We start from the raw sequence: 20601 nt of genomic DNA, 5'->3' as shown, positions 1-20601 counted from the left end.
TCCCAAAACAGCATCCAACCATCACCACCGCGGGGTGGAGCAGCCCGGTAGCTCGTCAGGCTCATAACCTGAAGGTCACAGGTTCAAATCCTGTCCCCGCATCCAAAAAAGCGATTAATGATCGGCGCTTCGTTTCCCAACGAAGCGCCGCATTGCTTTTTGTTCTTCTCCGTGCAGCAATTGCGCTCTCAAGGCCGGTGACAAGGCCTGCAGGAAGGCACGCATGGCATCTGCTTCACGGAGACGCACCATGTTGACATTGACACGCCGCGGCTTGGCTCTGGCCCTACCTTTTATGGCTGGCTTGGCTGTGGCGCAGGCCGCGCAGGCTCAGAACCTCAGCCTGGCTGTCGCGGCACCGCCGACGACATTGGACCCGCACTATCATACGCTGTCCCCCAACAACATGGTGGCAGAGCACTTCTTCGATAAGCTGGTTGGACGCGATGCCCAGGCCAAGCTTGAGCCTGGCTTGGCGGAATCCTGGACACTGATCGATGACACCACCTGGGAATTCAAGCTGCGCCAGGGTGTGAAGTTCAGCGATGGCACCGATTTCAACGCACAGGACGTGCTCTACACTTTGGAGCGGGTGCCCAATGTGGTGAACAGCCCCGGCTCGTTCAGCATCTATACCCGTGCCATCACCCGGACCGAGGTGATCGATCCCCATACCGTCCGTTTCCACACCAACGGCATCTATCCACTCCTGCCGCAGGATCTGAGCCAGGTCTTCATTATTTCCGATTCCATCAAGGGTCGCGACGGCACAGCCGACTTCAACAACGGCCGCGCCACGGTTGGCACCGGACCTTTCCGCCTCGTGTCCTATACGCCCGATGACCGCATCGTCATGGAGCGAAACGAGAATTACTGGGGTGAGAAGCCGGCCTGGAAGCAGGTTACCTACCGCTTCATCGCCAATGACGGGGTACGTGTCGCGGCTCTGCTGTCCGGTGACGTGCAGATGATCGACGTGGTGCCGCCCGCCGATATCCCTCGCCTGCGCCAGACGCAGGGCATCGGCTTCTCCGAGGTGCCCAGCCTGCGCTCGATCTACATCAAGATCGACACGGCGCATGACTCCTCTCCGTATATTACGGACAACAATGGTCGCAAGCTCGACCGCAATCCCCTCCGCGACCTTCGCGTCCGGCAAGCCTTGTCCACCGCCATCAATCGCAAGGCTATCGCTGATCGCGTGATGCAGGGTGCAGCGACCCCCAGCGGCCAGATGATGCCGCCGGGCGCCAACGGCTATATCGCCGATCTTCCGGCACCGCCCTATGAACCGGACGGGGCCAAGAAGCTTCTGGCCGAGGCCGGCTACCCTGATGGCTTCCGCATCACCCTGATCGGACCCAACAACCGCTACGTCAACGACGCCCAGATTATCCAGGCCGTGGGACAGATGTGGCAGCGCATCGGCGTCGCGACCACCGTGGACGCCATGCCCTTCTCTGTCATGGCCCAGCGCCAGGCCCGCAACGACATGTCCGCCATGCTGATCGGCTGGGCCACGGCGGGCGAGCCTTCCACCGCCCTGCGCGGCAATCTCACCACCCGCATCCCGGAAAAGGGGTTCGGCACCGTCAATTTCAGCGGCTACTCCAACACCAAGGTTGATGCATTGGTGGAGGAAGGGCTTCGCACCGCAGATGACGAGAAGCGCGAGGATATCTTCAAGCAGGCGATGCGGGTCGCCATGGAAGATGTTGGGCTGATCACTCTGCACATGCAGAAGAATATCTGGGCGCTGCGGGGTGGCCTGACCTACGAGGCGCGGGCAGATGAATACACTGTCGCCATGGGGGTGAAGCCGGCCAAGTAGTTTCCAGCCTCCGCAACATCTTGCAACTCGGACGGGCAAGGGTCGTTCCGGTTGCAACTTGCGGATCGCCCGATGACCACCGACCAGCTCATCGTCACCGGCCTGACCCTTCTTGCCCTGGCCGGCTTTGTTTTGCAGCCTGTGCGCTACGACCTCGTCGCCATGCTGCTTCTTCTGGCGCTGGTGCTGACCGGGCAAGTAGGGGCGGAAAGCGCCTTCCTCGGCTTCGCCGAACCCGCCGTGACCACCGTCGCGGCCGTGCTTGCCATCAGCAAAGGATTGCAATCGGCCGGTACGGTGGATCTCTTGCTGCGCCGGCTGGGGGGCATGCGAGGCAAGCCTCGCCTGCAAGTCGGTGTGCAGAGCGGTCTTTGCGCAACCTTCTCGGCCTTCATGAACAATGTGGGCGCGTTGGCGCTCTTTATGCCCGTGGCCCTCCGTAACGCCCATCGGGATCAGTACCCGCCGGCCCGTTCGTTGATGCCGCTCGCCTTCGCCTCCGTGCTGGGAGGCTTGGTCACCCTGATCGGCACTCCGCCTAATCTGATCATTTCGGCCATCCGGCAGGAGCGCACGGAACTCGGCCCCTACGCCTTGTTCGACTTTGCCTGGGTGGGGCTGCCGATCGCGGTGGTGGGCGTCGCCTATGTGATTCTGGCCGGGCGGCTGCTTCGTGGGCGCTCCAATGGCGCGGCGGTCCGTTCCGATGTTGATACCGGTGATTATGTCGCGGAAGCCCTGATCAAGGAGGGTAGTGCGGCCATCGGCTTGTCCATCCGCGCATTGGAAGCGCTGGGAGAGGACGACGTCACCGTGGTCGGCCTGTTCCGCGGGCCCAACCGATCCCTGGCTCCGCCCGGCGAGGCCCGGTTGAGGCTGGGTGATGTGCTTCTGCTGGAAGGACCTCCGGACGCTTTACGTGACTTGGTTCAAGCCGCCAGGCTCTCGCTGACCCAGAAGGGGGCGGATGAGGAGGCGGATGCCGAGGCCGCCGATGGCGGCGGGTTGCGCGCCCTGGTTGCCGCCGATCTCGATGCGGCGGAGGCCGTGCTCAGGCCCGGCTCCCCCCTGGTTGGCCGCACGGTTGGGATGCTGCGCCTGCGCAGCCAGTACGGAGTGAACCTCCTGGCAGTATCGCGCCAGGGCCGTCGCGTGACCGCACGCATGGCCGAGATCGTACTGCGCAGCGGCGACGTTCTGCTCCTGCAAAGCCTGCCCGAGCGGCGCGCCGAGGCCTTCCAGCGGCTCAACCTCCTGCCACTCGCCGACCGTAACCTGACCTTGGGTCGACCTCAGCATGCCTGGCTTGCGGGCGGGCTCTTTCTCGCTGGCATCCTGGCGGTGCTCTTCGAGTTGGCGCCGGCCCATATCGCTTTTGCCGCCGTGCTGGTAGCGATGATCTGTGCCCGCGTGCTGCGCGCCGACGAGGCCTATACGGCCATCGACTGGCCGGTGATCATCCTGCTGGGTGCGTTGTTTCCGTTGGGCGAGGCCATGGAGCAGTCCGGCACGATGGCGCTGTTGGTGGACAGCCTGGCCGGGCCTGCGGCTGCCTTGCCGGCATGGGCGCTCATCGCGGTGGTCATGGCGGTCTGCATGGTGTTGTCCGAGATCATGGCCAACAACGCCACCGTGCTGATGATGGCGCCGATCGCACTCGGGCTGGGCCAAGCCTCTGGCCTGCCTTCCGATGCCATGCTGATGGCGGTGTGCATGGGCACCTCCTGCACCTTCCTCAGTCCAATCGGTCACCAATCTAACACCCTGGTGATGGAGCCTGGCGGCTACAGTTTCGCGGACTACCCTCGATTTGGTGCGCCCCTCACACTGATCTGCCTTGCTATCGGCACGCCGCTGATCCTTGCTGTATGGGGTTGAGGAGGTGGGCATCCATGGCGTCACCAGTGCTGCAGACCTTCAGGTCGATGGCCTACAATAATGGCTGGGCCAACCATAGGCTGCTGAGCGCGTGCACAGGCCTCACCCAGGACGAGTTCGAGGCGCTGCGTACCGGCTTCTTTCCATCCCTCCGCGCTACGCTGAACCACATCCTGGTGATCGACCGTTTCTATGTCGACGCGCTGGAGGGAGGCACGCTCGGCCCGGCGGCCTGGGCCGATGACCAACCTTGCCGCGACATCCCGTCCCTTCACGCCGCACAGGCTGCGGTGGACCGGCGGCTGATCGCTTTCTGCGAGCAGCTGGATGAGTCTGGCCTGACCGGTTGTACCCAGGTGCATCGCGCCACGCGCATCCAGCATGAACGGACTGACCGCCTGCTGCTGCACCTGTTCCAACACCAGATCCACCACCGTGGCCAGGCGCATGCGATGCTGTCTGGGACTTCCGTGCCGCCGCCGCAGCTCGATGAATTCTTTGCCGAGGAGGAGGCGCCGTTGCGGTCCAGGGAGTTCAGCGACCTGGGCTGGAGCGAGGCGCTGATCTGGGGGGAGACAGGCGCCGGATAGACAATCCCGACGACGGTAATTCGATGGGCTTGCCGCTCTTCTCCGGGAACGGGAGCGGCATGGCATGTCGGCCCGTCACGTGCCGGATCTTGGCGAAAGGGCAGCCGGTGGGCGAGCCCGCTGCCAGGCCATGGCAACAACGATCAGCGCCAGTGCGCCGGCAACAAGGGCGACGGCCAAGTCAAGCTCCCGTTCCACCGTGTTGGCATAGAGAATGGCCAGCATGGCCCAGGCGACGGCCGCTGCATACCAGGGTGATCCATGCGCGGCCCAGAGCACACCCAGTGTGAAGCCACCAGCGGCCAGCAGAAGCAACACCGCCGCGAATGTGCCGGCGGCACCATCCGCCACTATGGCGCCTGAAAGCAGGGCGGCGCCGGCGATATTGGCGAAGGTGGCGACCGAGACCCAGCCCGCCAGCAGGCCGACCAGGGGGCGCACGATCCAGAGCTCGGGCCAGCCCCGTGCCTGTCCGCTGTGCAGGAGCTGGCGATTGGCGAAGAAGGCGGCCAGTGAACCGGCCAGCACGACGAACATTACCAACACCAGATGCCAGCCATTCTCGGTCAGTTGCGACAGCACCATCCAGAGGATCGAGCCCGCGAAAGCCAGGGCCAGCGGCCAGCCCAGGCGGCGGGCGACGATGCTGTTCTTGCCGCCATCGGGCAGCACCTGCCAGATACCCCAGGCGATGGAGAGCGCGAAGAGCAGCCCCCAGATGGAGAAGGCATAGCCTGCGGGCACCACGGCGGTCTGGCTGCGGGCGGACATCTCGGCCTGGGTGTGCCCGATGCCGAAGACCGGCGCCATCATGGCCACCAGCGGCTGCGCCATGGGCAGAAGCAGGTTGAGCAGGGTGCGGGCGTCGTCACGGGTCATGGGCAGCCTCCATTCGCGGGGGCAACGCCAGGGGAAGGGCGAGGTTGGCGCGGGTTTCGGACAAGGCAAAAAGAAAGGGGCCCTTGCGGGGCCCCTCGGATCGTTGCGTGGTGACGCCGGGGCGTCACGCCGCGGCCTCGTACTTGATGCCCTTCTCGTCGAGCAGGGCGGTCAGCTCGTTGTTCTGGAACATCTCCATGACGATGTCGCAGCCGCCGACGAATTCGCCGCTCACATAGAGCTGGGGAATGGTGGGCCAGTTGGTGAAGGCCTTGATGCCCTCACGCAGCTCGGCGTCTTCCAGCACGTTCACGCCTTTGAACGGCACGCCGACATGGGACAGGATCTGCACCACACGGGCCGAGAAGCCACATTGGGGGAAGACCGGCGTGCCCTTCATGTAGAGGACCACCGGGTTCTCGGTGATTTCGGCCTGGATGCGGTCGAAGGTCGGGTTGCTCATGCGGGGGCTCCCTGGACGGGTGTGGCAGGTGCGGAGGTTTGCAGGGCAAGGGCGTGCAGCTCACCGCCCATGCGGCCCTGGAGCGCCGCATAAACCATCTGGTGCTGCTGCACGCGGGAGCGGCCGCGGAAAGCCTCGGACACCACGGTCGCAGCGTAGTGGTCGCCATCCCCGGCCAGATCCTGGATATCGATCTGGGCATCGGGGAAGGCCGCCTTGATCAGGGCCTCGATCTCTGCGGCGGGCATCGCCATGCGGGAACTCCTTTTCTCGCGCCGAAGCTTAGCGGGCCATCAGCGCCGGCAGGAAGCGCTCATGCGCGTCCCGCAGGTCAGCGACGGATATGGTTTCGCCGCCGGGGAGAACCAAGGCCCTGCCGCCCGAACGGCCGATCGGGCGGGCCGGGACGCCGGCGCTGCCGGCGGCGCTGAGCAGGGCGCGGCTGTCGGCGGTGGCCAGGACGTAGCGGCCCTGATCCTCGCCGAACAGGAACGCATGGACCGGGCCCTCAGGCAGGGCGGCCAGGGTAAGGCCGGTATTGCCTTCCATGGCCATCTCCGCCAGGGCGACCAGCAGGCCGCCATCGGCGCAGTCATGGCAGGCGGCGACATGACCGGCCAGGATCTGCTCGCGGACGAAATCGCCGTTGCGGCGCTCGGCGGCGAGGTCCACGGACGGAGGGGCGCCTTCCTCGCGTCCGGCGATCTCGCGCAGCCACAGGGACTGGCCGAGATGGCCCGCCGTGTCGCCCACCAGGATCAGGTCGAGCTCCGGGGCCAGGGCGTAGCCGACCGCCTGCCTCGCATCTTCCAGCACGCCGACCGCCCCGATGGCGGGGGTGGGGAGGATGCCCTTGCCCTCCGTCTCGTTGTAGAGGGAGACGTTGCCGGAGACGACGGGGAAGTCGAGCGCCTTGCAGGCGGCGGCCATGCCGCGCACGGCGGCGGCGAACTGGCCCATGATCTCGGGCTTTTCCGGATTGCCGAAATTCATGTTGTCGGTGATGGCGAGCGGCTTCGCGCCGGTGGCGGAAATGTTGCGCCAGGCTTCAGCCACGGCCTGCTTGCCGCCTTCCTCCGGGTCCGCCGCGCAGTAGCGGGGGGTGCAATCCGTCGTCATGGCGAGCGCCCGGGCCAGGCCGTCCAGCTTGACGATGGCGGCGTCGGCGGCGCCAGGGCGCTTCACCGTCTGTCCGCCCACCGTGCTGTCGTACTGGTCCCAGATCCAGCGGCGGGAGCAGAGATCGGGACTGCCGATCAGCTTCAGCAGGTCGGCGCCGGGGGTGGTGGTGGCGGTGACCTGCGCGGCGTCCAGCACCGGCTGCTTCGGGGTCTCGGCCGTGGGACGGTGGTAGAGAGGGGCTTCGGATTCCAACGGAGCGAGGGGGATGTCGGCCTCTGTCACGCCCTTATGCTTGATGACGATGTGGCCGGTATCGGTCAGATGGCCGATCACGGCGAAGTCCAGCTCCCACTTGGTGAAAATGGTCTCGGCCACGTGCTCCTGGCCGGGCTTGAGCACCATCAGCATGCGCTCCTGGGATTCCGAGAGCATCATCTCGTAGGCGGTCATGCCCGTTTCGCGCTGCGGCACATGGTCGAGGTTCAGCTCGACGCCGACGCCGCCCTTGCCGGCCATCTCGACGCCGGAGGAGGTGAGGCCGGCGGCACCCATGTCCTGGATGGCGACGATGGCGTCGGTCGCCATCAGCTCCAGGCAGGCCTCGATCAGCAGCTTCTCGGCATAGGGGTCGCCGACCTGGACGGTGGGGCGCTTTTCTTCCGAGTCCGCGCTGAACTCGGCCGAGGACATGGTGGCGCCGTGGATGCCGTCGCGGCCGGTCTTAGAGCCGACATAGACCACGGGGTTGCCGATGCCGGCGGCGGCGGACAGGAAGATGCGGTCGCGCGGGGCGATGCCCACGGTCATGGCGTTGACCAGCGGGTTGCCGTTGTAGGCGGGGTGGAAGTTGACCTCTCCGCCCACGGTGGGGACGCCCACGCAGTTGCCGTAGCCGCCGATGCCGCGCACCACGCCATCCAGCACATGGCGGGTCTTCGGGTGGTCCGGGCTGCCGAAGCGGAGAGCGTTGAGGTTGGCGATGGGGCGGGCGCCCATGGTGAAGACATCGCGCAGGATGCCGCCGACGCCGGTGGCGGCGCCCTGGTAGGGCTCGATGAAGGAAGGGTGGTTGTGGCTCTCCATCTTGAAGATGGCGGCCAGGCCGTCGCCGATGTCGATGACGCCGGCATTCTCGCCGGGGCCGTGGATCACCCAGGGGGCCTTGGTCGGCAAGGTGCGCAGCCAGACACGGCTGGATTTGTAGGAGCAGTGCTCCGACCACATCACCGAGAAGATGCCGAGCTCCGTCAGGGACGGGGTGCGGCCGAGGATGGCCAGGGCCCGCTCATACTCATCCGGCTTCAGGCCGAATTCGGCGGCGAGTTGCGTGGCGCGGGCGGGGTCAAGGGGTGCGGGCGTCGGCATGGGTGCCTTGTCGGCACCCGCGCGGCGCTTGTCCAGAGGTTCGATGGTGGGGGTGCCCGGCGCCGCGTGCATCACGGCCAGCCGAGGCGGACGGAGCGGAGGATGGAGGCGCGGCCCGCCGCATCCCGCGTCAGGCGCCTGACCGTATTCGTCGGGATCAAGGTTGAGCGCCATCGGGACGAAGCAGCGGAGGCGTTCCGAAAGTCTGTGCGGGCAATGCCGGAGGTCGTTTCGTGCCATCTGGTGTCCGGCGAGGCCGACTTCCTGCTGCAAGTCGTCGTGCCGGATTTGGCCGCTTATGAACGGCTCCTGTTGCGGACCCTTCTCAAGATGCCGCGCGTCACTGACATCCGCAGCAACTTCGCCATCCAGACGGTGAAGGAGCAGGCCCCCTTCCACTCGATCATCTACCGGGAAAGGCGGCTCCGTAGGACCGCCAAGGGTCAGAAGCCGCCGACCCATTTTACTTCGCCGTGGCGGAAGGTGCAGGAAACTCGGTTTCCTGCCGGGGTGCAGGGGCGGCGCCCCTGCGTGCACGGCTCCCGCATCCGCCTCCGTAACATGAATCTCGTGTAACCTTCGCCTGGCACTTCGGTTGGCTCTGCGGCAAGGATGGGGTGGCGTGCGTGGCGGAGGGTAAGCCCGAGGGTTTGCAGGACATCCTGCGGCGGCTGGAACAGGCGGGGGAAGAGCGGGACTGGGTGTCGGTCGGCGACATGCAGGCAGCGATGGGCGAGCGCAGCTACGGCCCCTTCCTGCTGGTGCCGGCGGTGGTGGAAATGTCGCCGGTCGGCGGCGTGCCGGGGGTGCCAACCGTGCTGGCGGCCATGATCGTGATCTTTGCCGCGCAGATGATGCTGGGGCGGCGGCGTTTCTGGATGCCGCGGCTGTTGCGCGAGCGGTCGGTGCGGGGCGGCAGGCTGCGGCGCGCGGCGGGGGCGATGCGGCCGCTCGGGCGGTGGACGGACCGGGTGTTCCACGGGCGGCTACGGGGGCTGGTGCGGTGGCCGGCGGTGCGGGTGGCGGCGGGGCTGTGCATCCTGCTGTGCCTGACCGTGCCGCTGCTGGAGCTGATCCCCTTTGCCAGCACCGTGCCGATGGCGGCGATCGCCCTGTTCGGGCTGGCGATGCTGGTGAAGGACGGGTTGCTGATGCTGTTGACCGGGGTGCTGGCGCTGGCGGCGCTGGGGCTTGGGGTCGGGTGGCTGGGCGGCTGGCTGTAGGGCGCGGGGCCTTGAAAGGGCGCGGCGGGTGCAACGCGCGGCCGTGGGTGCGTTCGCACCAGTGAGAAGGGCGCTGCCGCCTGGGGCGTCCTGTTGCAGAGGGGTGGTCATGGCGCACAGGGTTGTGGTTGTCGGTGCCGGGTTCGCGGGCCTGCATGTGGTGTTGGGGCTGAAGGGGGCGGGGTGCGAGATCGTGCTGATCGACCAGCGCAATCACCACCTGTTCCAGCCGCTGTTGTACCAAGTGGCGACGACCTTGCTCGCGACCTCGGACGTGGCTTGGCCGATCCGACGCATCCTGAGTGGCCGGCAAGATGTGACGACGCTGCTGGCCAAGGTGGTGGAGGTGGACCGGCCGGGGCGGGCGGTGGTGCTGGAGGATGGGCGGCGTGTGCCGTTCGATACGCTGGTGGTCGCGTCCGGCGCGCGGCACGCCTATTTCGGCAATGACCAGTGGGAGGCGGATGCGCCGGGGCTGAAGACGCTGGAGGATGCGACCACCATCCGGCGGCGGCTGTTGCTGGCGTTCGAGCGCGCCGAGATGGCAGAGGACGAGGCGGAGCGGCGGGCGCAGCTGACCTTTGTGCTGATCGGGGCGGGGCCCACGGGGGTGGAGCTGGCGGGCATCATCGCGGAGCTGGCGCGGCATGTGTTGCCCGGCGAGTTCCGGCGGATCGACACGCGGCAGTCGCGCATCCTGCTAGTGGAGGCGGGTGACCGGGTGCTGGCGGCGTTCCGGCCGGAGCTGTCGGAGTATGCCGAACGGGCGTTGGGGGAGCGCGGGGTGGAGGTGATGAAGGGCCGCCCCGTGACGGAGGTGACGTCCGCGGGCGTGAAGATCGGCGATGAGGTGGTTCCCGCGCGCACGGTGATCTGGGGGGCGGGGGTGCAGGCCTCCCCCGCGCGGGACTGGCTGGAGGCGGAAGGCGACAAGGCGGGGCGGGTGCTGGTGGAGCCGGACCTGACGCTGCCGGGCGACCCCTCGGTGTTCGTGCTGGGCGACACGGCGCATGTGGAGAGCGAGGGGCGGATGGTGCCGGGGATCGCGCCGGCGGCCAAGCAGCAGGGGCGGCACGCCGCGAGGGTGATCCGGGCACGGCTGGCGGGCAAGCCGGCGCCGGGCCCGTTCCGGTACCGGCACATGGGCAACCAGGCAACGATCGGGCGCAATGCGGCGGTGATCGAGCTGGGCCGGTACTCGCTGACGGGGCGGCTGGCGTGGTGGGCGTGGGGGATCGCGCACATCTACTTCCTGGTCAGCACGCGGTCGCGGCTGATGGTGGCGACAAGCTGGTTGTGGAGCTTTGCATCGGGGCAGAACTCGGCGCGGCTGATCACGCAGAAGGAAACGCTGCGCCCGAAGGCCTGAGGGGCCGGCAGGGGGATCCAGGGCGGCTTGCCCTGATCACCCCCTTGACGCCGGCCAGAGGGTGCCGGGCGGCCGGCGGACCGGCCGCCGCGGGGTCAGCCTGCGAAGATGATGTCGCTGTTGCTGATGGCGGAAACGCCGGCCAGAAAGATGCCGGGGGTGCTGCTGTAGAAGTCGAAGCTCACCGTCAGCCCGCCATTTTCCTGGGTGAAGGCAAGCGTCTCGTTGTCGGCGGTGATGCCGAAATCGCTGATGTCCAGCTTGTCGCGGCCTGGGCGGAAATCCATCACCGTATCATAGGGGCTGCCGGGCGAGGCGAAGTCGGGGGTGCCGGCGGCGAGGGCGAGCACGAAGGTATCGGCGCCGGCGCCGCCCCAGAGGGTGTCCTTGCCGCCGCCGCCCCAGATCTCGTCGTTGCCGGTGCCGCCGAAGATGCGATCGTCGCCGGCGCCGCCGCGCAGCTCGTCATGGCCGGTGCCGCCGAACAGCCAGTCCTTGCCGCCGCCGCCGGAGATGGTGTCGTCGCCGCTGCCGCCGTGGAGGATGTCGCGCTCGTCGCGGTTGGCGATGGCGAGGGCGGCGCTGGGGGTGGGGCCGCCGGTGCCGAAGCCGGAAATGATGTCGTTGCCGGTGCCGCCGTAGACGATGTCGTCGCCGAAGCCGGCGATCACGCGGTCATCGCCGCCGCCGGCATAGATGATGTTGCGGGGGGCGTCCTCAGGCCAGTCGTCCCAGTCGCCATAGTCGGCGCGGGCGCCGAGGATGGTGTCGTTCGACCGGCCGAAGGAATAGGTCAGGACGAAGCTGCCGAGATCGCGGGTGATGATGGCCATGCTCTGATGCCTTCTTGGCTGGGCCCGGGGTTGTTGCCTTGTGGGGCCGGTGCTGGCGACGCGGCGTTATCGTTCCACAAGAGCAACTTCCTCGTCCAGGCCGTTCCGCACGGCGGGCGGGCCACCGCGCGAAGATGCGATCAGGGCCAGCCGACGCCGCCGGTCTGGCCGTAGATCTGGCCCGTGGTGTAGCTGGAGGAGGCGGCGGCGAGCTCCACGAAGACGGAGGCGAGCTCGGCCGGCTGGCCGGGGCGCTTCATGGGCGATTGCGCGCCAAAGGTCTTGAGGCCCTGCTCCGTCTGGCCGCCGCCGACCTGGAGCGGGGTCCAGAACGGGCCGGGAGCGACGCCGTTCACGCGGATGCCCTTGTCGATCACCTGCTTGGCGAGGCCTTTCACGAAGGCCTCGTTGGCGGCCTTGGTGCAGGCGTAGTCGAGGATGTACTGCGAAGGGCGATCGGCGTTGACCGAGGAGGTGACGATGATGGCCGCGCCTTCCGGCAGGTGGGGCAGGGCCGCCTGGGTCACCCAGAACATGGCGTAGACATTGGTTTTCATGGTCTGGTCGAGCTGCTCGGCGGAGATGTCGACCAGCTGATGCTGGGCGTGCTGGTAGGCGGCGTTGTTCACCAGGATGTCGAGGCCGCCGAGCTCGCGCCGGGCTTCCTCCACCAGGCGGTTGCAGAAGGATTGCTCGCGCAGGTCGCCGGGGATGAGGACGGCCTTGCGGCCGGCATCGCGGATGTGGCGGGCAACGTCCTCGGCATCGGACTGCTCCGGGGGGAGGTAGTTGATGGCGACATCGGCGCCTTCGCGGGCATAGGCGATGGCAGCGGCGCGGCCGATGCCGGAATCGCCGCCGGTGATCAGGGCGCGGCGGCCAGCGAGGCGGCTGGAGCCGCGGTAGCTTTCCTCGCCGCAATCGGGCACCGGGTTCATCTTGGATTGCAGGGCGGGCCAGGGCTGGGATTGCGCGGGGAAGGGCGGCTTGGGGAAGCGGTTCTGCGGGTTGGACAGGATGGGTGCCGAGGGCGGCTGCTGGGCGGGCGCCTGCGGCATGGGTGCCTGCTGCACCGGGGCCGCGGCCGAAGCGCTGCCGGTGCCGGAGGCAAGATGCGTTGCAAGGCCGCCGGCGGCGAGGCCACGGACCAGGTCGCGGCGGGAAGCAGGGGGAGTGCTGGGCATGGGCCGCTCCGTTCGGGGGTGTCCGGAAGGGAACGGCGCAGGCGGGCGGGTGTTGCGGCAGGGCGGCCACGGTGGACCACGGGCTGCGCAGTGGAGCGCAGCCCGGCCTGAAGGTTCAGGCGGCGTAGATGATGTCGCCGTTCTGCAGCGCCGGCACGCCGAGCAGGTCGATGCTCACCATGCTGCCGAAGAAGTCGAAGCTGACGGTGAGGCCACGGGCGGTCGCGGTGAAGGTGGCCTCGCCGGCGGCTACCTGGTAGCCGGCAAGGGAAAGCTTGTCGGTGCCGGGTTCGAAGTCGAAGATGGTGTCGGCCTGGCCATCGGCGAAATCGGCATCGGAGGTCGAGGGGGCAAGGGCTTTGACAAAGGTGTCCGCGCCGGCGCCGCCCCACAGCTGGTCGGGCCCGCCGCCGCCCCAGATCTCGTCATCGCCGGAGCCGCCGAAGATCCGGTCGGCCTGGGCGCCGCCATGCAGCTCATCATTCCCGGTGCCGCCGAACAGCAGATCCTCGCCCCCGCCGGCCAGCAGAACGTCGTTGCCGGCGCCGCCATCAAGGATGTCGTTCTCCAGGCGGCTGTAGAAGGTGCTGTTCGCACCCGGCGTCGGGGCGCCTGATCCCCAGGCGATCAGGGTGTCATTCCCCGCACCGCCAAAGGCGATGTCGTTGCCGAAGCCGGTCCAGACGCGGTCATTCCCCGGACCCGCATAGATGATGTTGTCGGGCGGATCCTCGGGGGGGAAGCTTTCCCAGTCACTGTAGTCGGCCAGATGCCCATAGAGGGTCTTGTCCGATGAACCATAGGCGAAGGTAAGGAAAAAGGAGCCGAAGTCTTGCGTGATCACAGGCATGGTTCGAAGCCTTCCTGGCTGAAAACCCCCGCCCGGCCGATGGCCCGATGGGGCGCTGCTGCGGCCTTCATGTTCCACATAAGGAACGATGGAGTCCAGGGCCGGGGACCCTCCGCAGGGCGGGCGCCCATGGCCGGCGCCGCGCGGGTGATGTAAGCCTAGCGGCCATGCGCGTGGTGGCACTTCTGATGTCGGCCGGCACCGGCTCCCGGTTCGGGGCGGAGCGGCCGAAGCAATATCTTGACCTGCGGGGACGGCCGGTGATCCGGCACGCGGCCGAGGCACTGCTGGCCGACGGGCTGGTGGATGCGCTGCTGCCGGTGGTGGGGTCGGAGGCGGATGCGACGCTGGTGGCGCGACTGCTGGATGGGCTGCCGGTGCTGCCGGCCGTGCGGGGCGGCGCCACGCGGCAGGCCAGCGTGCGGGCGGGGCTGGAAGCGCTCGCGGCCGCAGCCATGCCGCTTGGCACCGTGCTGGTGCATGACGCGGCGCGGCCCTGCCCGCCATCCGGCACGGTGAAGGCGTTGCTGGCAGCGCTGGAAGCGGGCGCGGCCGGTGCCATCCCGGCGCTGGCGGTGACGGACACGGTGAAGGCGGTGGAAGGCGGGCGCATCACCGGCACGGTGCCGCGCGACGGGCTGCGCAGGGCGCAGACGCCGCAGGCCTTCCGCCTGGCTCCTCTGCTGGAGGCGCATCGTGCCGCCCTGGCCGAGGTGACGGATGACGCGGCGCTGCTGGAAGCGGCGGCGCCTGTGGTTTGGCTCCCTGGATCGGAAGACAACATCAAAGTGACCTACCCCGAGGATCTGGCGAAGATCGAGGCGCGGCTGATGCCGGCCACCTTTCCGGCGATGGGCACGGGATTCGACGTGCACAGGCTGGTGCCCGGGCGGAAGCTGATCCTGTGCGGGATCGAGGTGCCGCACCCGCTGGGGCTCGACGGCCATTCGGATGCCGATGTCGGGTTGCACGCGCTGTGCGACGCCATCTACGGCGCGCTGGCCGAGGGCGATATCGGCCGGCACTTCCCGCCCAGTGAGGCGGAATGGAAGGATGCCGACAGCGCGCGGTTCCTGCGCCACGCCGCCGGGCGCGTGACGGCGCGGGGCGGCATCATCACCCATGCCGATGTCACCCTGATCTGCGAGCGGCCAAAGATTGGCCCGCATGCCGACGCCATGCGGGCGCGGCTGGCGGAGCTGATGGGCATTCCGGTGGCGCGCGTTTCGGTGAAGGCGACCACCACCGAGCGGCTGGGCTTTACCGGCCGGGGCGAGGGCATCGCGGCCCAGGCGGCGGCGACGCTGTTGCTGCCGCCAGGCTGAGCCTTCTCCCCTTCTGTTTCGTGGCGGAAGCGCAACGGCTTGACGTTCCGGCGGTTTACGCGCCAGGACATGGCCGGGCGTTTGCCCAGCGGGAGGGGAGCGCGCGGATATGGCGGGTGCGGCGCCCGAGGAGTTCCGCGACGAGGCGGAATTGCGGGCCGAGTTCGACCGGCTGCGGCGAAGCGAGGCGCAGTGGCGCGCCATCTTCGAGAACATGCATGAGGGCTTTGCCTTGTTCGAGGTGGTGCGCGGTCCCGACGGCGCGCCCGATTTCCGCTACCTGGAGCTGAATGCCGCCTGGGAGCGCCTGACCGGCGTGCCGGCCTCGGCAACCTTGGGGCGCCTGGGCAGCGAGGTGTTTCCCGGCCTGGAGCCGTTCTGGACGGAAACCTTCGCCCGGGTCGCCGAAACCGGGGAAGCGGTGCATTTCGAGCATTGCCTGACACCGGTGTCGCGGTGGTTCGAGGTGTTCGCTTACCGCACCGGGCCGGGCTGCGTGGCCACGCTGTTTCTCAACATCACGGAGCGGCGGGAAGCTGAGGCGCGGCAGACGCTCTTGCTGCGCGAGCTGAGCCACCGCGGCAAGAACGCGCTGGCGGTGGTGCAGGCGGCGCTGCGGCTGACACGGGCGGAGGACCTGCCCGCCTATGTGCAGGCGATCATCGGCCGCGTGGACGCCCTGGCCCGGGCGCAGGCGCTGCTGGCCGAGGGACGGTGGGACGGCGCGGATCTGCGCAGCCTGCTGCAAGGGGAGCTTGCCCCGTTTCTGGATCGGTCGGGACGCCATGGACCCCGCGCCGCCCTGTCGGGCCGGCCGGTGCGTCTGCCGGCGCTGATGGCGCAGCCCCTGGCCATGGCGCTGCACGAGCTGGCCACCAACGCGGTGAAGCACGGCGCGCTGTCTGTCCCGGGGGGGCGCCTGCGGGTGCGCTGGACGGTGCGGGTGGCCGCCCGGCGGTGGCTCGAGCTGGAGTGGAGGGAGGAGGGCGGGCCAAGCGTGTCCGGAGCGCCGGAGCGGCAAGGCTTCGGCTCCCGCCTGCTGGACCGGACGGTGCGGGTGCAGATGGGGGGAAGCCTGTCCCTGCACTGGGCGCTGGGAGGGCTGATCTGCGCCCTGCATGTGCCGATGGAGCAACCCGGCATGGCCCGCTTCGATCCCGGTTGAAGTTCAAGCCGATGTGAGGTGGTATTCACCGATTCTGCGCGTTATGGTTGCGAATGCCCGAGGACTGGACAACCATAGACGATCCTGCCGATCTTCGGCTCGGTGCCGTGATGCCGGCCTGGTTCGCCGGCCGCATGATGGCGGATGAGTGGGTCTTTGCGCTGTTGCTGTCCGGTGGGCAGACGGTGCTGATCCGCCGCATCGATGCGGTGCATGTTTCGCCGGCGGGCACGGTTTTGCTGGATGTGGATCTGCTGGAAGGTGACGAGGTGCCGCGCTTCCTCCGTCGGGATGCCTTGTCGCAGCCGGTTCTCGCTGCGCCCACCGGGCGGGTCAGGGCCACGGTGAACCTGGCACATCTGGCCATGGCTTACGAGGTCGCGGAGGGCGGCTGAGCGCCGCGCCCCCATGGCCTTGCCGGTGAGCTTCCGGGCCCGCCCCTGTGGCGGCGTTCCGGCGGGCCGGCCGGTGTCCGCCCAAAACGGCGCGTCCCAAAATGGATTGCCCCAAAACGGGACGCCCCAAAACGGGACGCCCCAAAACGGGACCCGGCGGCGGCCGCCGCCCTACAGGCCGAATCGTGGCCGGCGTCCATCCCTGAACAGCGAAAGTGGCCCTCGGCGCGGTGGACAGCCGTGCCTGCTGGTAGGATGCCGCCGGCCGCCTCGTCAGGCGGTGGCGAAAGCCGCGGCGATGGAGGTGAAGAGCGGCAAACCGTCTTCGCCGCCCATCAGCGGGTCCACGAGGTCTTCCGGGTGCGGCATCATGCCAAGGATGCGGCGGTTCTCCGACAGGATGCCGGCGATGTTGCCGCGGGCCCCGTTGCGGTTGGCTGCCTCGGTCGCCTCGCCTTCGGCGGACACATAGCGGAAGGCTACGCGGTCCTCCGCCTCCAGCGCCTGCAGCGTGGCGTCATCGGCGAAGTAGTTGCCATCCCCATGCGCCATGGGCGCACGGAAGATGGCGCCCTTCTGCCAATGGTGGGTGAAGGGTGTGGACGCGTTCTCCACCCGCAGGTGGCAATCCATGGACAGAAAGCGCAGCGAGGCGTTGCGGAGCAGCGCGCCCGGCAGCAGCCCGGCCTCGGTGAGGATCTGGAAGCCGTTGCAGACGCCGAGAATGTGGCCGCCCTTCGCCGCGAACGCCGCCACCGCCGGCATGATGGGTGAGCGCGCCGCCATGGCGCCGCAGCGCAGATAGTCGCCATGGGAGAAGCCGCCGGGCAGCACCACCAGGTCGGTGCCGGCGGGCAGGTCGGTTTCGCCATGGAACAGGATGGTGGGCCTGCGGCCCGTGGCGCGCTCCAGAGCGATCGCCATGTCGCGCTCGCGGTTGGTGCCGGGGAAGAGCAGGATAACGGCGTTCATGTCGGCTTGGTCCTCAGCAGGCGGCCGGAAACGGGAGCGGCTCAGCCATGGCCGAGCCAGATGCGAAGCCAGTGCAGCCCGCCAACCAGGGCGATCGACAAGGCCGAAGCCAGGGCGGCAGCGGTGACCCAGCGATCCAGCCCTGCCTTGGAGCGGGCCAGCAGGCCGCGGCGGCGGGCGGCGGCGACCTGGGGCTGCCGTGCCTCGCGCCAGCGCAGGCCGAAGCCGATCACCAGCGTCAGCACCAGCATGACGATCAGGGACACCTTCACCATGCGCGCGCCTCCTTGGGCCGGCCCAGCCGGGGCCGGCGGCTCAGGCCAGCTCGACCCGGAAGCTTTCGATCACCGTGTTGGCCAGCAGCTTGCGAGCCATCTCCTCGGCCTGGGCACGGGCCCGGGCAGGGTCGGTCTCGGTTAGCTCCAGCTCGATGATCTTGCCGGTGCGGACCTCGCCCACGCCGTTGAACCCGAGCGTGCCGAGGGCGTGGCCGATGGCCTTGCCCTCGGGGTCGAGGACGCCGGCCTTGGGCATGACGGTGACAAGGGCTTTGGTCATGGCTGCAGGGCCTTTCATTGCATCGCCGCTCATTGCATCGCCTCCGGCCCCTTCATGTCGCGCGCGCCGGCCTCGGGCAGGATGCCGAGGCGGCGGGCGACTTCCTGGTAGCCTTCCTCGACCCGGCCGAGGTCGCGGCGGAAGCGGTCCTTGTCCATCTTCTCGCCAGTGTTGACATCCCACAGGCGGCAATTGTCGGGGCTGACCTCGTCGGCCAGGACGATGCGCATCTCGTCGTTCTCGTAGAGCCGGCCGAATTCCACCTTGAAGTCCACCAGCACGATGCCGACACCAAGGAAGAGGCCCGACAGGAAGTCGTTGATGCGCAGCGCCAGGGCGACCATGTCATCCAGGTCCTGGGTCGAGGCCCAGCCGAAGCAGGTGATATGCTCTTCGGACACGAAGGGGTCCTGGAGCTGGTCGTTCTTGTAGTAGTATTCGACGATGGAGCGGGGAAGGCGGGTGCCTTCCTTGATGCCGAGCCGGGTGGAGAGGCTGCCGGCGGCGACGTTGCGCACCACCAGCTCCAGCGGAACGATCTCCACCTCGCGGATCAGTTGCTCGCGCATGTTCAGGCGGCGGATGAAATGGGTGGGCACGCCCATCTCGGACAGCCGCGTCATCAGGTACTCGCTGATGCGGTTGTTCAGCACGCCCTTGCCGGTGATGATGCCCTTCTTGGTGCCATTGGCGGCGGTGGCATCGTCCTTGAAGTATTGCACAAGGGTGCCGGGCTCGGGGCCCTCGAACAGTACCTTGGCCTTGCCCTCATAGAGCTGCCGGCGACGCGCCATCTGCACAGAATCCCTCTCGCCGCCGGAACGGGGGCCGGCGGGTGTCGGGCCGCTATAGCAAAGCGGGGGGCGGATCGCTACCGCCCGCCGGAAACGGCAGGGGCGCGGCGGGAGCATGGAGGGCGGCTTTGGAGCTTTCCGGCGCCCTTTCGCCGGGCGGGCCGGAACGGCACTCTGCCGGGCCAGCGGAACATCGGGAGGAATCCAGCCATGCCGAATCGCGGAGTCCAGGGATGGAGGGGGGAGTGGCGTGGCGTCTGGCTGGGGATCGCCATGATGACGATCGCCGCCGCGCCCGCGCTGGGTGCCGAGGCGCCGGCACAGAAGCGCGACGAGTTCTTCTGGCTCGGCGAGATCAACAAGGCCACGGCCGTGATCAACACGGAGGAGGGGCTGCTGGACCGGGCGGCGGCGCCACGTATCGCCGCCGGACTGCGCCAGGTGCTGGAGGCAGGAGCGAGGCCGGGTGGCAAGCGCCCGGCCACCGTGATCAGCTTCGAGCCGCTGCTGATCGAAGCGGGCGGCGTGGAGGCAACGCTGCTGCACGCCGGGCGATCGAGCCAGGACATGCATGCGACGTACCGCGCCGCGATCCTGCGCGAGGAAACGCTCGCGGTGGCCGCGGCGCTGAACCGCACCACCACTGCCATGCTGCGACTGGCCGAGACGCATCGCGAAACGGTGGTGCCGAACTACACCAATGGCGTGGCGGCGCAGCCCAACAGCTACGGGCACTACCTCCTAGGGCACATCGCCGGGCTGCTGCGGGATGGGGAGCGGCTGCGGGAGGCCTATGCGCGGCTGGACCGGTCGCCCATGGGAACCACGGTGCTGAACGGCACGGGCTGGCCGCTCAACCGGCGGCGCATGGCGGATTACCTCGGCTTTCCGGCGCTGGTGGACAATGCTTATGATGCGTCGCAGATTTCCTCGGCCGAGATGCCGGTGGAACTGGGCGGGGTGATCACGGGCATCGCACTGCACGCGGGGGCGTTCATCGAGGATGTGCTGGTGCAGTACGCCCAGTCCCGCCCCTGGATCCTGCTGCAGGAAGGGGGCGGCAACACCTACGTCTCCTCCGCCATGCCGCAGAAGCGGAATCCCGGCTTGCTGAACGACACGCGCACCCAGGCCTCGGCCCTGCTGGGGATGGCGGCGGGGCGGGTGTTCCAGGCGCACAACATCCCGCCCGGCATGCCGGACCCCAAGGGGGTGCGGGAAAACGGCGCCATGATGGCGGCGGCGGTGCAGGTGTTGCGCGGCTGGGAACGCATTCTGGGGGCCTTGGCCATCAGCCCCGATCGGGCGCTGGAAGAGTTGAACGGGGACTGGACCGCGTCGCAGGAACTGGCCGACGCGCTCATGCGCGACCATGGACTGCCTTTCAGGGTGGGGCATCACTTCGCCTCGGCGGTGGTGGACTTCGCCAGGGAGCGCGATATCCGGCCGAGCGATTTCCCGTATGCGGAAGCGCGGCGGATCTACGCCGAAACGGTGCGGCACGAGATGCCGGGCCAGGACGAGGCGCTGCCGCTGAGCGAGGCCGGTTTCCGCGCCGCGCTGGACCCGCGGGCCATCGTGCGGGGGCGCGCCACCAGCGGGGGGCCGCAGCCGGCAGAGATGACGCGGATGCTGGACGGCGCGACGCAGGCGGTGACGGCGCAGGAGAGCTGGATCGCCGGGCGGCGCGGGGCGATCAACAGCGCGCTGGCGCGGCTGGACGCGGATTTCGCCAAGCTGAGGTGAAGGGTTGGAAGCTGAGGGGGCGTTCCCCCTCAGCCTTGCCGACGGGGGACGCCGTCGCC

The 20601-nt window shown here is 68.3% G+C and carries 21 protein-coding genes and 1 tRNA gene; 11 read left to right on the top strand and 11 right to left on the bottom strand.

Annotated elements, in window-relative coordinates:
- Positions 1 to 28: 28 nt before the first annotated feature.
- The 4 genes from ACFOD4_RS04470 (at position 29) to ACFOD4_RS04455 (ending at position 4299) form a co-directional block, all read left to right on the top strand.
- Positions 29 to 105, top strand: a tRNA-Met gene (locus ACFOD4_RS04470).
- 145 nt (positions 106 to 250) lie between these two features.
- On the top strand, positions 251 to 1831 hold the full coding sequence (locus ACFOD4_RS04465) for an ABC transporter substrate-binding protein (RefSeq protein WP_379594716.1): 1581 nt from the start codon (positions 251 to 253) through the stop codon (positions 1829 to 1831).
- A 72-nt stretch (positions 1832 to 1903) separates the two neighbouring features.
- Positions 1904 to 3709, top strand: a complete 1806-nt coding sequence (locus ACFOD4_RS04460; RefSeq protein WP_379594715.1) for an SLC13 family permease — start codon at positions 1904 to 1906, stop codon at positions 3707 to 3709.
- A gap of 14 nt (positions 3710 to 3723) precedes the next feature.
- Positions 3724 to 4299: a DinB family protein gene (locus ACFOD4_RS04455; RefSeq protein WP_379594714.1), complete on the top strand. Its 576-nt coding sequence runs from the start codon at positions 3724 to 3726 to the stop codon at positions 4297 to 4299.
- Positions 4300 to 4374: 75 nt separating this feature from the next.
- On the opposite strand, the gene ACFOD4_RS04450 is transcribed toward ACFOD4_RS04455, so the two are convergent.
- The 4 genes from ACFOD4_RS04450 to purL all read right to left on the bottom strand — a co-directional run bounded on the left by ACFOD4_RS04450 (position 4375) and on the right by purL (position 8128).
- Positions 4375 to 5178 (bottom strand): hypothetical protein, encoded by an 804-nt coding sequence (locus ACFOD4_RS04450; protein WP_379594713.1) that lies wholly within the window; start codon positions 5176 to 5178, stop codon positions 4375 to 4377.
- Positions 5179 to 5302: 124 nt separating this feature from the next.
- Entirely contained in the window at positions 5303 to 5641 is a 339-nt protein-coding gene (grxD, locus tag ACFOD4_RS04445; RefSeq protein WP_379594712.1) for a Grx4 family monothiol glutaredoxin, read from the bottom strand.
- Positions 5638 to 5895 carry a BolA family protein gene (locus ACFOD4_RS04440; protein WP_379594711.1) on the bottom strand — a complete coding sequence of 86 codons (258 nt, stop codon included), beginning with the start codon at positions 5893 to 5895 and terminating at the stop codon, positions 5638 to 5640. Before ACFOD4_RS04440 ends, grxD begins: the two co-directional genes overlap by 4 nt.
- Before the next feature lie 28 nt (positions 5896 to 5923).
- A complete protein-coding gene (gene purL / locus ACFOD4_RS04435; protein WP_379594731.1) occupies positions 5924 to 8128 on the bottom strand; it encodes a phosphoribosylformylglycinamidine synthase subunit PurL in 2205 nt (734 codons plus the stop codon).
- Between the two features lie 102 nt (positions 8129 to 8230).
- Between purL and ACFOD4_RS04430 the strand changes: the two genes are divergently transcribed.
- The 3 genes from ACFOD4_RS04430 (at position 8231) to ACFOD4_RS04420 (ending at position 10720) form a co-directional block, all read left to right on the top strand.
- Entirely contained in the window at positions 8231 to 8704 is a 474-nt protein-coding gene (locus ACFOD4_RS04430) for an Lrp/AsnC ligand binding domain-containing protein (protein WP_379594710.1), read from the top strand.
- 50 nt (positions 8705 to 8754) lie between these two features.
- Complete coding sequence (locus tag ACFOD4_RS04425) at positions 8755 to 9351, top strand: exopolysaccharide biosynthesis protein (protein WP_379594709.1); 597 nt, start codon at positions 8755 to 8757, stop codon at positions 9349 to 9351.
- A 109-nt stretch (positions 9352 to 9460) separates the two neighbouring features.
- Complete coding sequence (locus tag ACFOD4_RS04420) at positions 9461 to 10720, top strand: NAD(P)/FAD-dependent oxidoreductase (RefSeq protein ID WP_379594708.1); 1260 nt, start codon at positions 9461 to 9463, stop codon at positions 10718 to 10720.
- A 95-nt stretch (positions 10721 to 10815) separates the two neighbouring features.
- On the opposite strand, the gene ACFOD4_RS04415 is transcribed toward ACFOD4_RS04420, so the two are convergent.
- From ACFOD4_RS04415 to ACFOD4_RS04405, 3 genes are all read right to left on the bottom strand, one after another.
- Positions 10816 to 11553 (bottom strand): calcium-binding protein, encoded by a 738-nt coding sequence (locus ACFOD4_RS04415; RefSeq protein ID WP_379594707.1) that lies wholly within the window; start codon positions 11551 to 11553, stop codon positions 10816 to 10818.
- A 140-nt stretch (positions 11554 to 11693) separates the two neighbouring features.
- Positions 11694 to 12737, bottom strand: a complete 1044-nt coding sequence (locus ACFOD4_RS04410; protein WP_379594706.1) for an SDR family oxidoreductase — start codon at positions 12735 to 12737, stop codon at positions 11694 to 11696.
- 115 nt (positions 12738 to 12852) lie between these two features.
- Complete coding sequence (locus ACFOD4_RS04405) at positions 12853 to 13587, bottom strand: calcium-binding protein (RefSeq protein ID WP_379594705.1); 735 nt, start codon at positions 13585 to 13587, stop codon at positions 12853 to 12855.
- Positions 13588 to 13754: 167 nt separating this feature from the next.
- Here ACFOD4_RS04405 and ispF point away from each other — a divergent pair, with 167 nt between their 5' ends.
- The 3 genes from ispF (at position 13755) to ACFOD4_RS04390 (ending at position 16472) form a co-directional block, all read left to right on the top strand.
- Complete coding sequence (gene ispF / locus ACFOD4_RS04400; protein ID WP_379594704.1) at positions 13755 to 14912, top strand: 2-C-methyl-D-erythritol 2,4-cyclodiphosphate synthase; 1158 nt, start codon at positions 13755 to 13757, stop codon at positions 14910 to 14912.
- Positions 14913 to 15021: 109 nt separating this feature from the next.
- Entirely contained in the window at positions 15022 to 16077 is a 1056-nt protein-coding gene (locus ACFOD4_RS04395; RefSeq protein ID WP_379594703.1) for an HWE histidine kinase domain-containing protein, read from the top strand.
- A 53-nt stretch (positions 16078 to 16130) separates the two neighbouring features.
- Positions 16131 to 16472, top strand: a complete 342-nt coding sequence (locus ACFOD4_RS04390) for a hypothetical protein (protein WP_379594702.1) — start codon at positions 16131 to 16133, stop codon at positions 16470 to 16472.
- 273 nt (positions 16473 to 16745) lie between these two features.
- On the opposite strand, the gene purQ is transcribed toward ACFOD4_RS04390, so the two are convergent.
- From purQ to purC, 4 genes are read right to left on the bottom strand one after another with little or no spacing between them, the layout of a single operon-like run.
- Positions 16746 to 17444, bottom strand: coding sequence for a phosphoribosylformylglycinamidine synthase subunit PurQ (purQ, locus tag ACFOD4_RS04385; RefSeq protein WP_379594701.1), 699 nt, complete (start codon positions 17442 to 17444; stop codon positions 16746 to 16748).
- Positions 17445 to 17485: 41 nt separating this feature from the next.
- Positions 17486 to 17719, bottom strand: coding sequence for a hypothetical protein (locus ACFOD4_RS04380; RefSeq protein WP_379594700.1), 234 nt, complete (start codon positions 17717 to 17719; stop codon positions 17486 to 17488).
- A gap of 40 nt (positions 17720 to 17759) precedes the next feature.
- Positions 17760 to 18002: a phosphoribosylformylglycinamidine synthase subunit PurS gene (purS, locus tag ACFOD4_RS04375; protein ID WP_379594699.1), complete on the bottom strand. Its 243-nt coding sequence runs from the start codon at positions 18000 to 18002 to the stop codon at positions 17760 to 17762.
- A 29-nt stretch (positions 18003 to 18031) separates the two neighbouring features.
- A complete protein-coding gene (gene purC, locus ACFOD4_RS04370) occupies positions 18032 to 18796 on the bottom strand; it encodes a phosphoribosylaminoimidazolesuccinocarboxamide synthase (RefSeq protein WP_379594698.1) in 765 nt (254 codons plus the stop codon).
- A 210-nt stretch (positions 18797 to 19006) separates the two neighbouring features.
- Between purC and ACFOD4_RS04365 the strand changes: the two genes are divergently transcribed.
- A complete protein-coding gene (locus ACFOD4_RS04365) occupies positions 19007 to 20542 on the top strand; it encodes a lyase family protein (RefSeq protein WP_379594697.1) in 1536 nt (511 codons plus the stop codon).
- Positions 20543 to 20601: the final 59 nt, after the last annotated feature.

It is taken from the genome of Teichococcus globiformis, from assembly GCF_042646265.1.
Taxonomy (GTDB): Bacteria; Pseudomonadota; Alphaproteobacteria; order Acetobacterales; family Acetobacteraceae; genus Pseudoroseomonas; species Pseudoroseomonas globiformis.
This window is presented reverse-complemented; position numbering and strand designations above follow the sequence as displayed.

Coding starts and splice junctions, on each gene's coding strand:
- ACFOD4_RS04465 (WP_379594716.1), top strand. CDS start 251: ATGTTGACATTGACACGCCGCGGCTTGGCTCTGGCCCTACCTTTTATG.
- ACFOD4_RS04460 (WP_379594715.1), top strand. CDS start 1,904: ATGACCACCGACCAGCTCATCGTCACCGGCCTGACCCTTCTTGCCCTG.
- ACFOD4_RS04455 (WP_379594714.1), top strand. CDS start 3,724: ATGGCGTCACCAGTGCTGCAGACCTTCAGGTCGATGGCCTACAATAAT.
- ACFOD4_RS04450 (WP_379594713.1), bottom strand. CDS start 5,178: ATGACCCGTGACGACGCCCGCACCCTGCTCAACCTGCTTCTGCCCATG.
- grxD (WP_379594712.1), bottom strand. CDS start 5,641: ATGAGCAACCCGACCTTCGACCGCATCCAGGCCGAAATCACCGAGAAC.
- ACFOD4_RS04440 (WP_379594711.1), bottom strand. CDS start 5,895: ATGGCGATGCCCGCCGCAGAGATCGAGGCCCTGATCAAGGCGGCCTTC.
- purL (WP_379594731.1), bottom strand. CDS start 8,128: ATGCCGACGCCCGCACCCCTTGACCCCGCCCGCGCCACGCAACTCGCC.
- ACFOD4_RS04430 (WP_379594710.1), top strand. CDS start 8,231: ATGGAGGCGCGGCCCGCCGCATCCCGCGTCAGGCGCCTGACCGTATTC.
- ACFOD4_RS04420 (WP_379594708.1), top strand. CDS start 9,461: ATGGCGCACAGGGTTGTGGTTGTCGGTGCCGGGTTCGCGGGCCTGCAT.
- ACFOD4_RS04415 (WP_379594707.1), bottom strand. CDS start 11,553: ATGGCCATCATCACCCGCGATCTCGGCAGCTTCGTCCTGACCTATTCC.
- ACFOD4_RS04410 (WP_379594706.1), bottom strand. CDS start 12,737: ATGCCCAGCACTCCCCCTGCTTCCCGCCGCGACCTGGTCCGTGGCCTC.
- ACFOD4_RS04405 (WP_379594705.1), bottom strand. CDS start 13,587: ATGCCTGTGATCACGCAAGACTTCGGCTCCTTTTTCCTTACCTTCGCC.
- ispF (WP_379594704.1), top strand. CDS start 13,755: ATGCGCGTGGTGGCACTTCTGATGTCGGCCGGCACCGGCTCCCGGTTC.
- ACFOD4_RS04395 (WP_379594703.1), top strand. CDS start 15,022: ATGGCGGGTGCGGCGCCCGAGGAGTTCCGCGACGAGGCGGAATTGCGG.
- ACFOD4_RS04390 (WP_379594702.1), top strand. CDS start 16,131: ATGCCCGAGGACTGGACAACCATAGACGATCCTGCCGATCTTCGGCTC.
- purQ (WP_379594701.1), bottom strand. CDS start 17,444: ATGAACGCCGTTATCCTGCTCTTCCCCGGCACCAACCGCGAGCGCGAC.
- ACFOD4_RS04380 (WP_379594700.1), bottom strand. CDS start 17,719: ATGGTGAAGGTGTCCCTGATCGTCATGCTGGTGCTGACGCTGGTGATC.
- purS (WP_379594699.1), bottom strand. CDS start 18,002: ATGACCAAAGCCCTTGTCACCGTCATGCCCAAGGCCGGCGTCCTCGAC.
- purC (WP_379594698.1), bottom strand. CDS start 18,796: ATGGCGCGTCGCCGGCAGCTCTATGAGGGCAAGGCCAAGGTACTGTTC.
- ACFOD4_RS04365 (WP_379594697.1), top strand. CDS start 19,007: ATGCCGAATCGCGGAGTCCAGGGATGGAGGGGGGAGTGGCGTGGCGTC.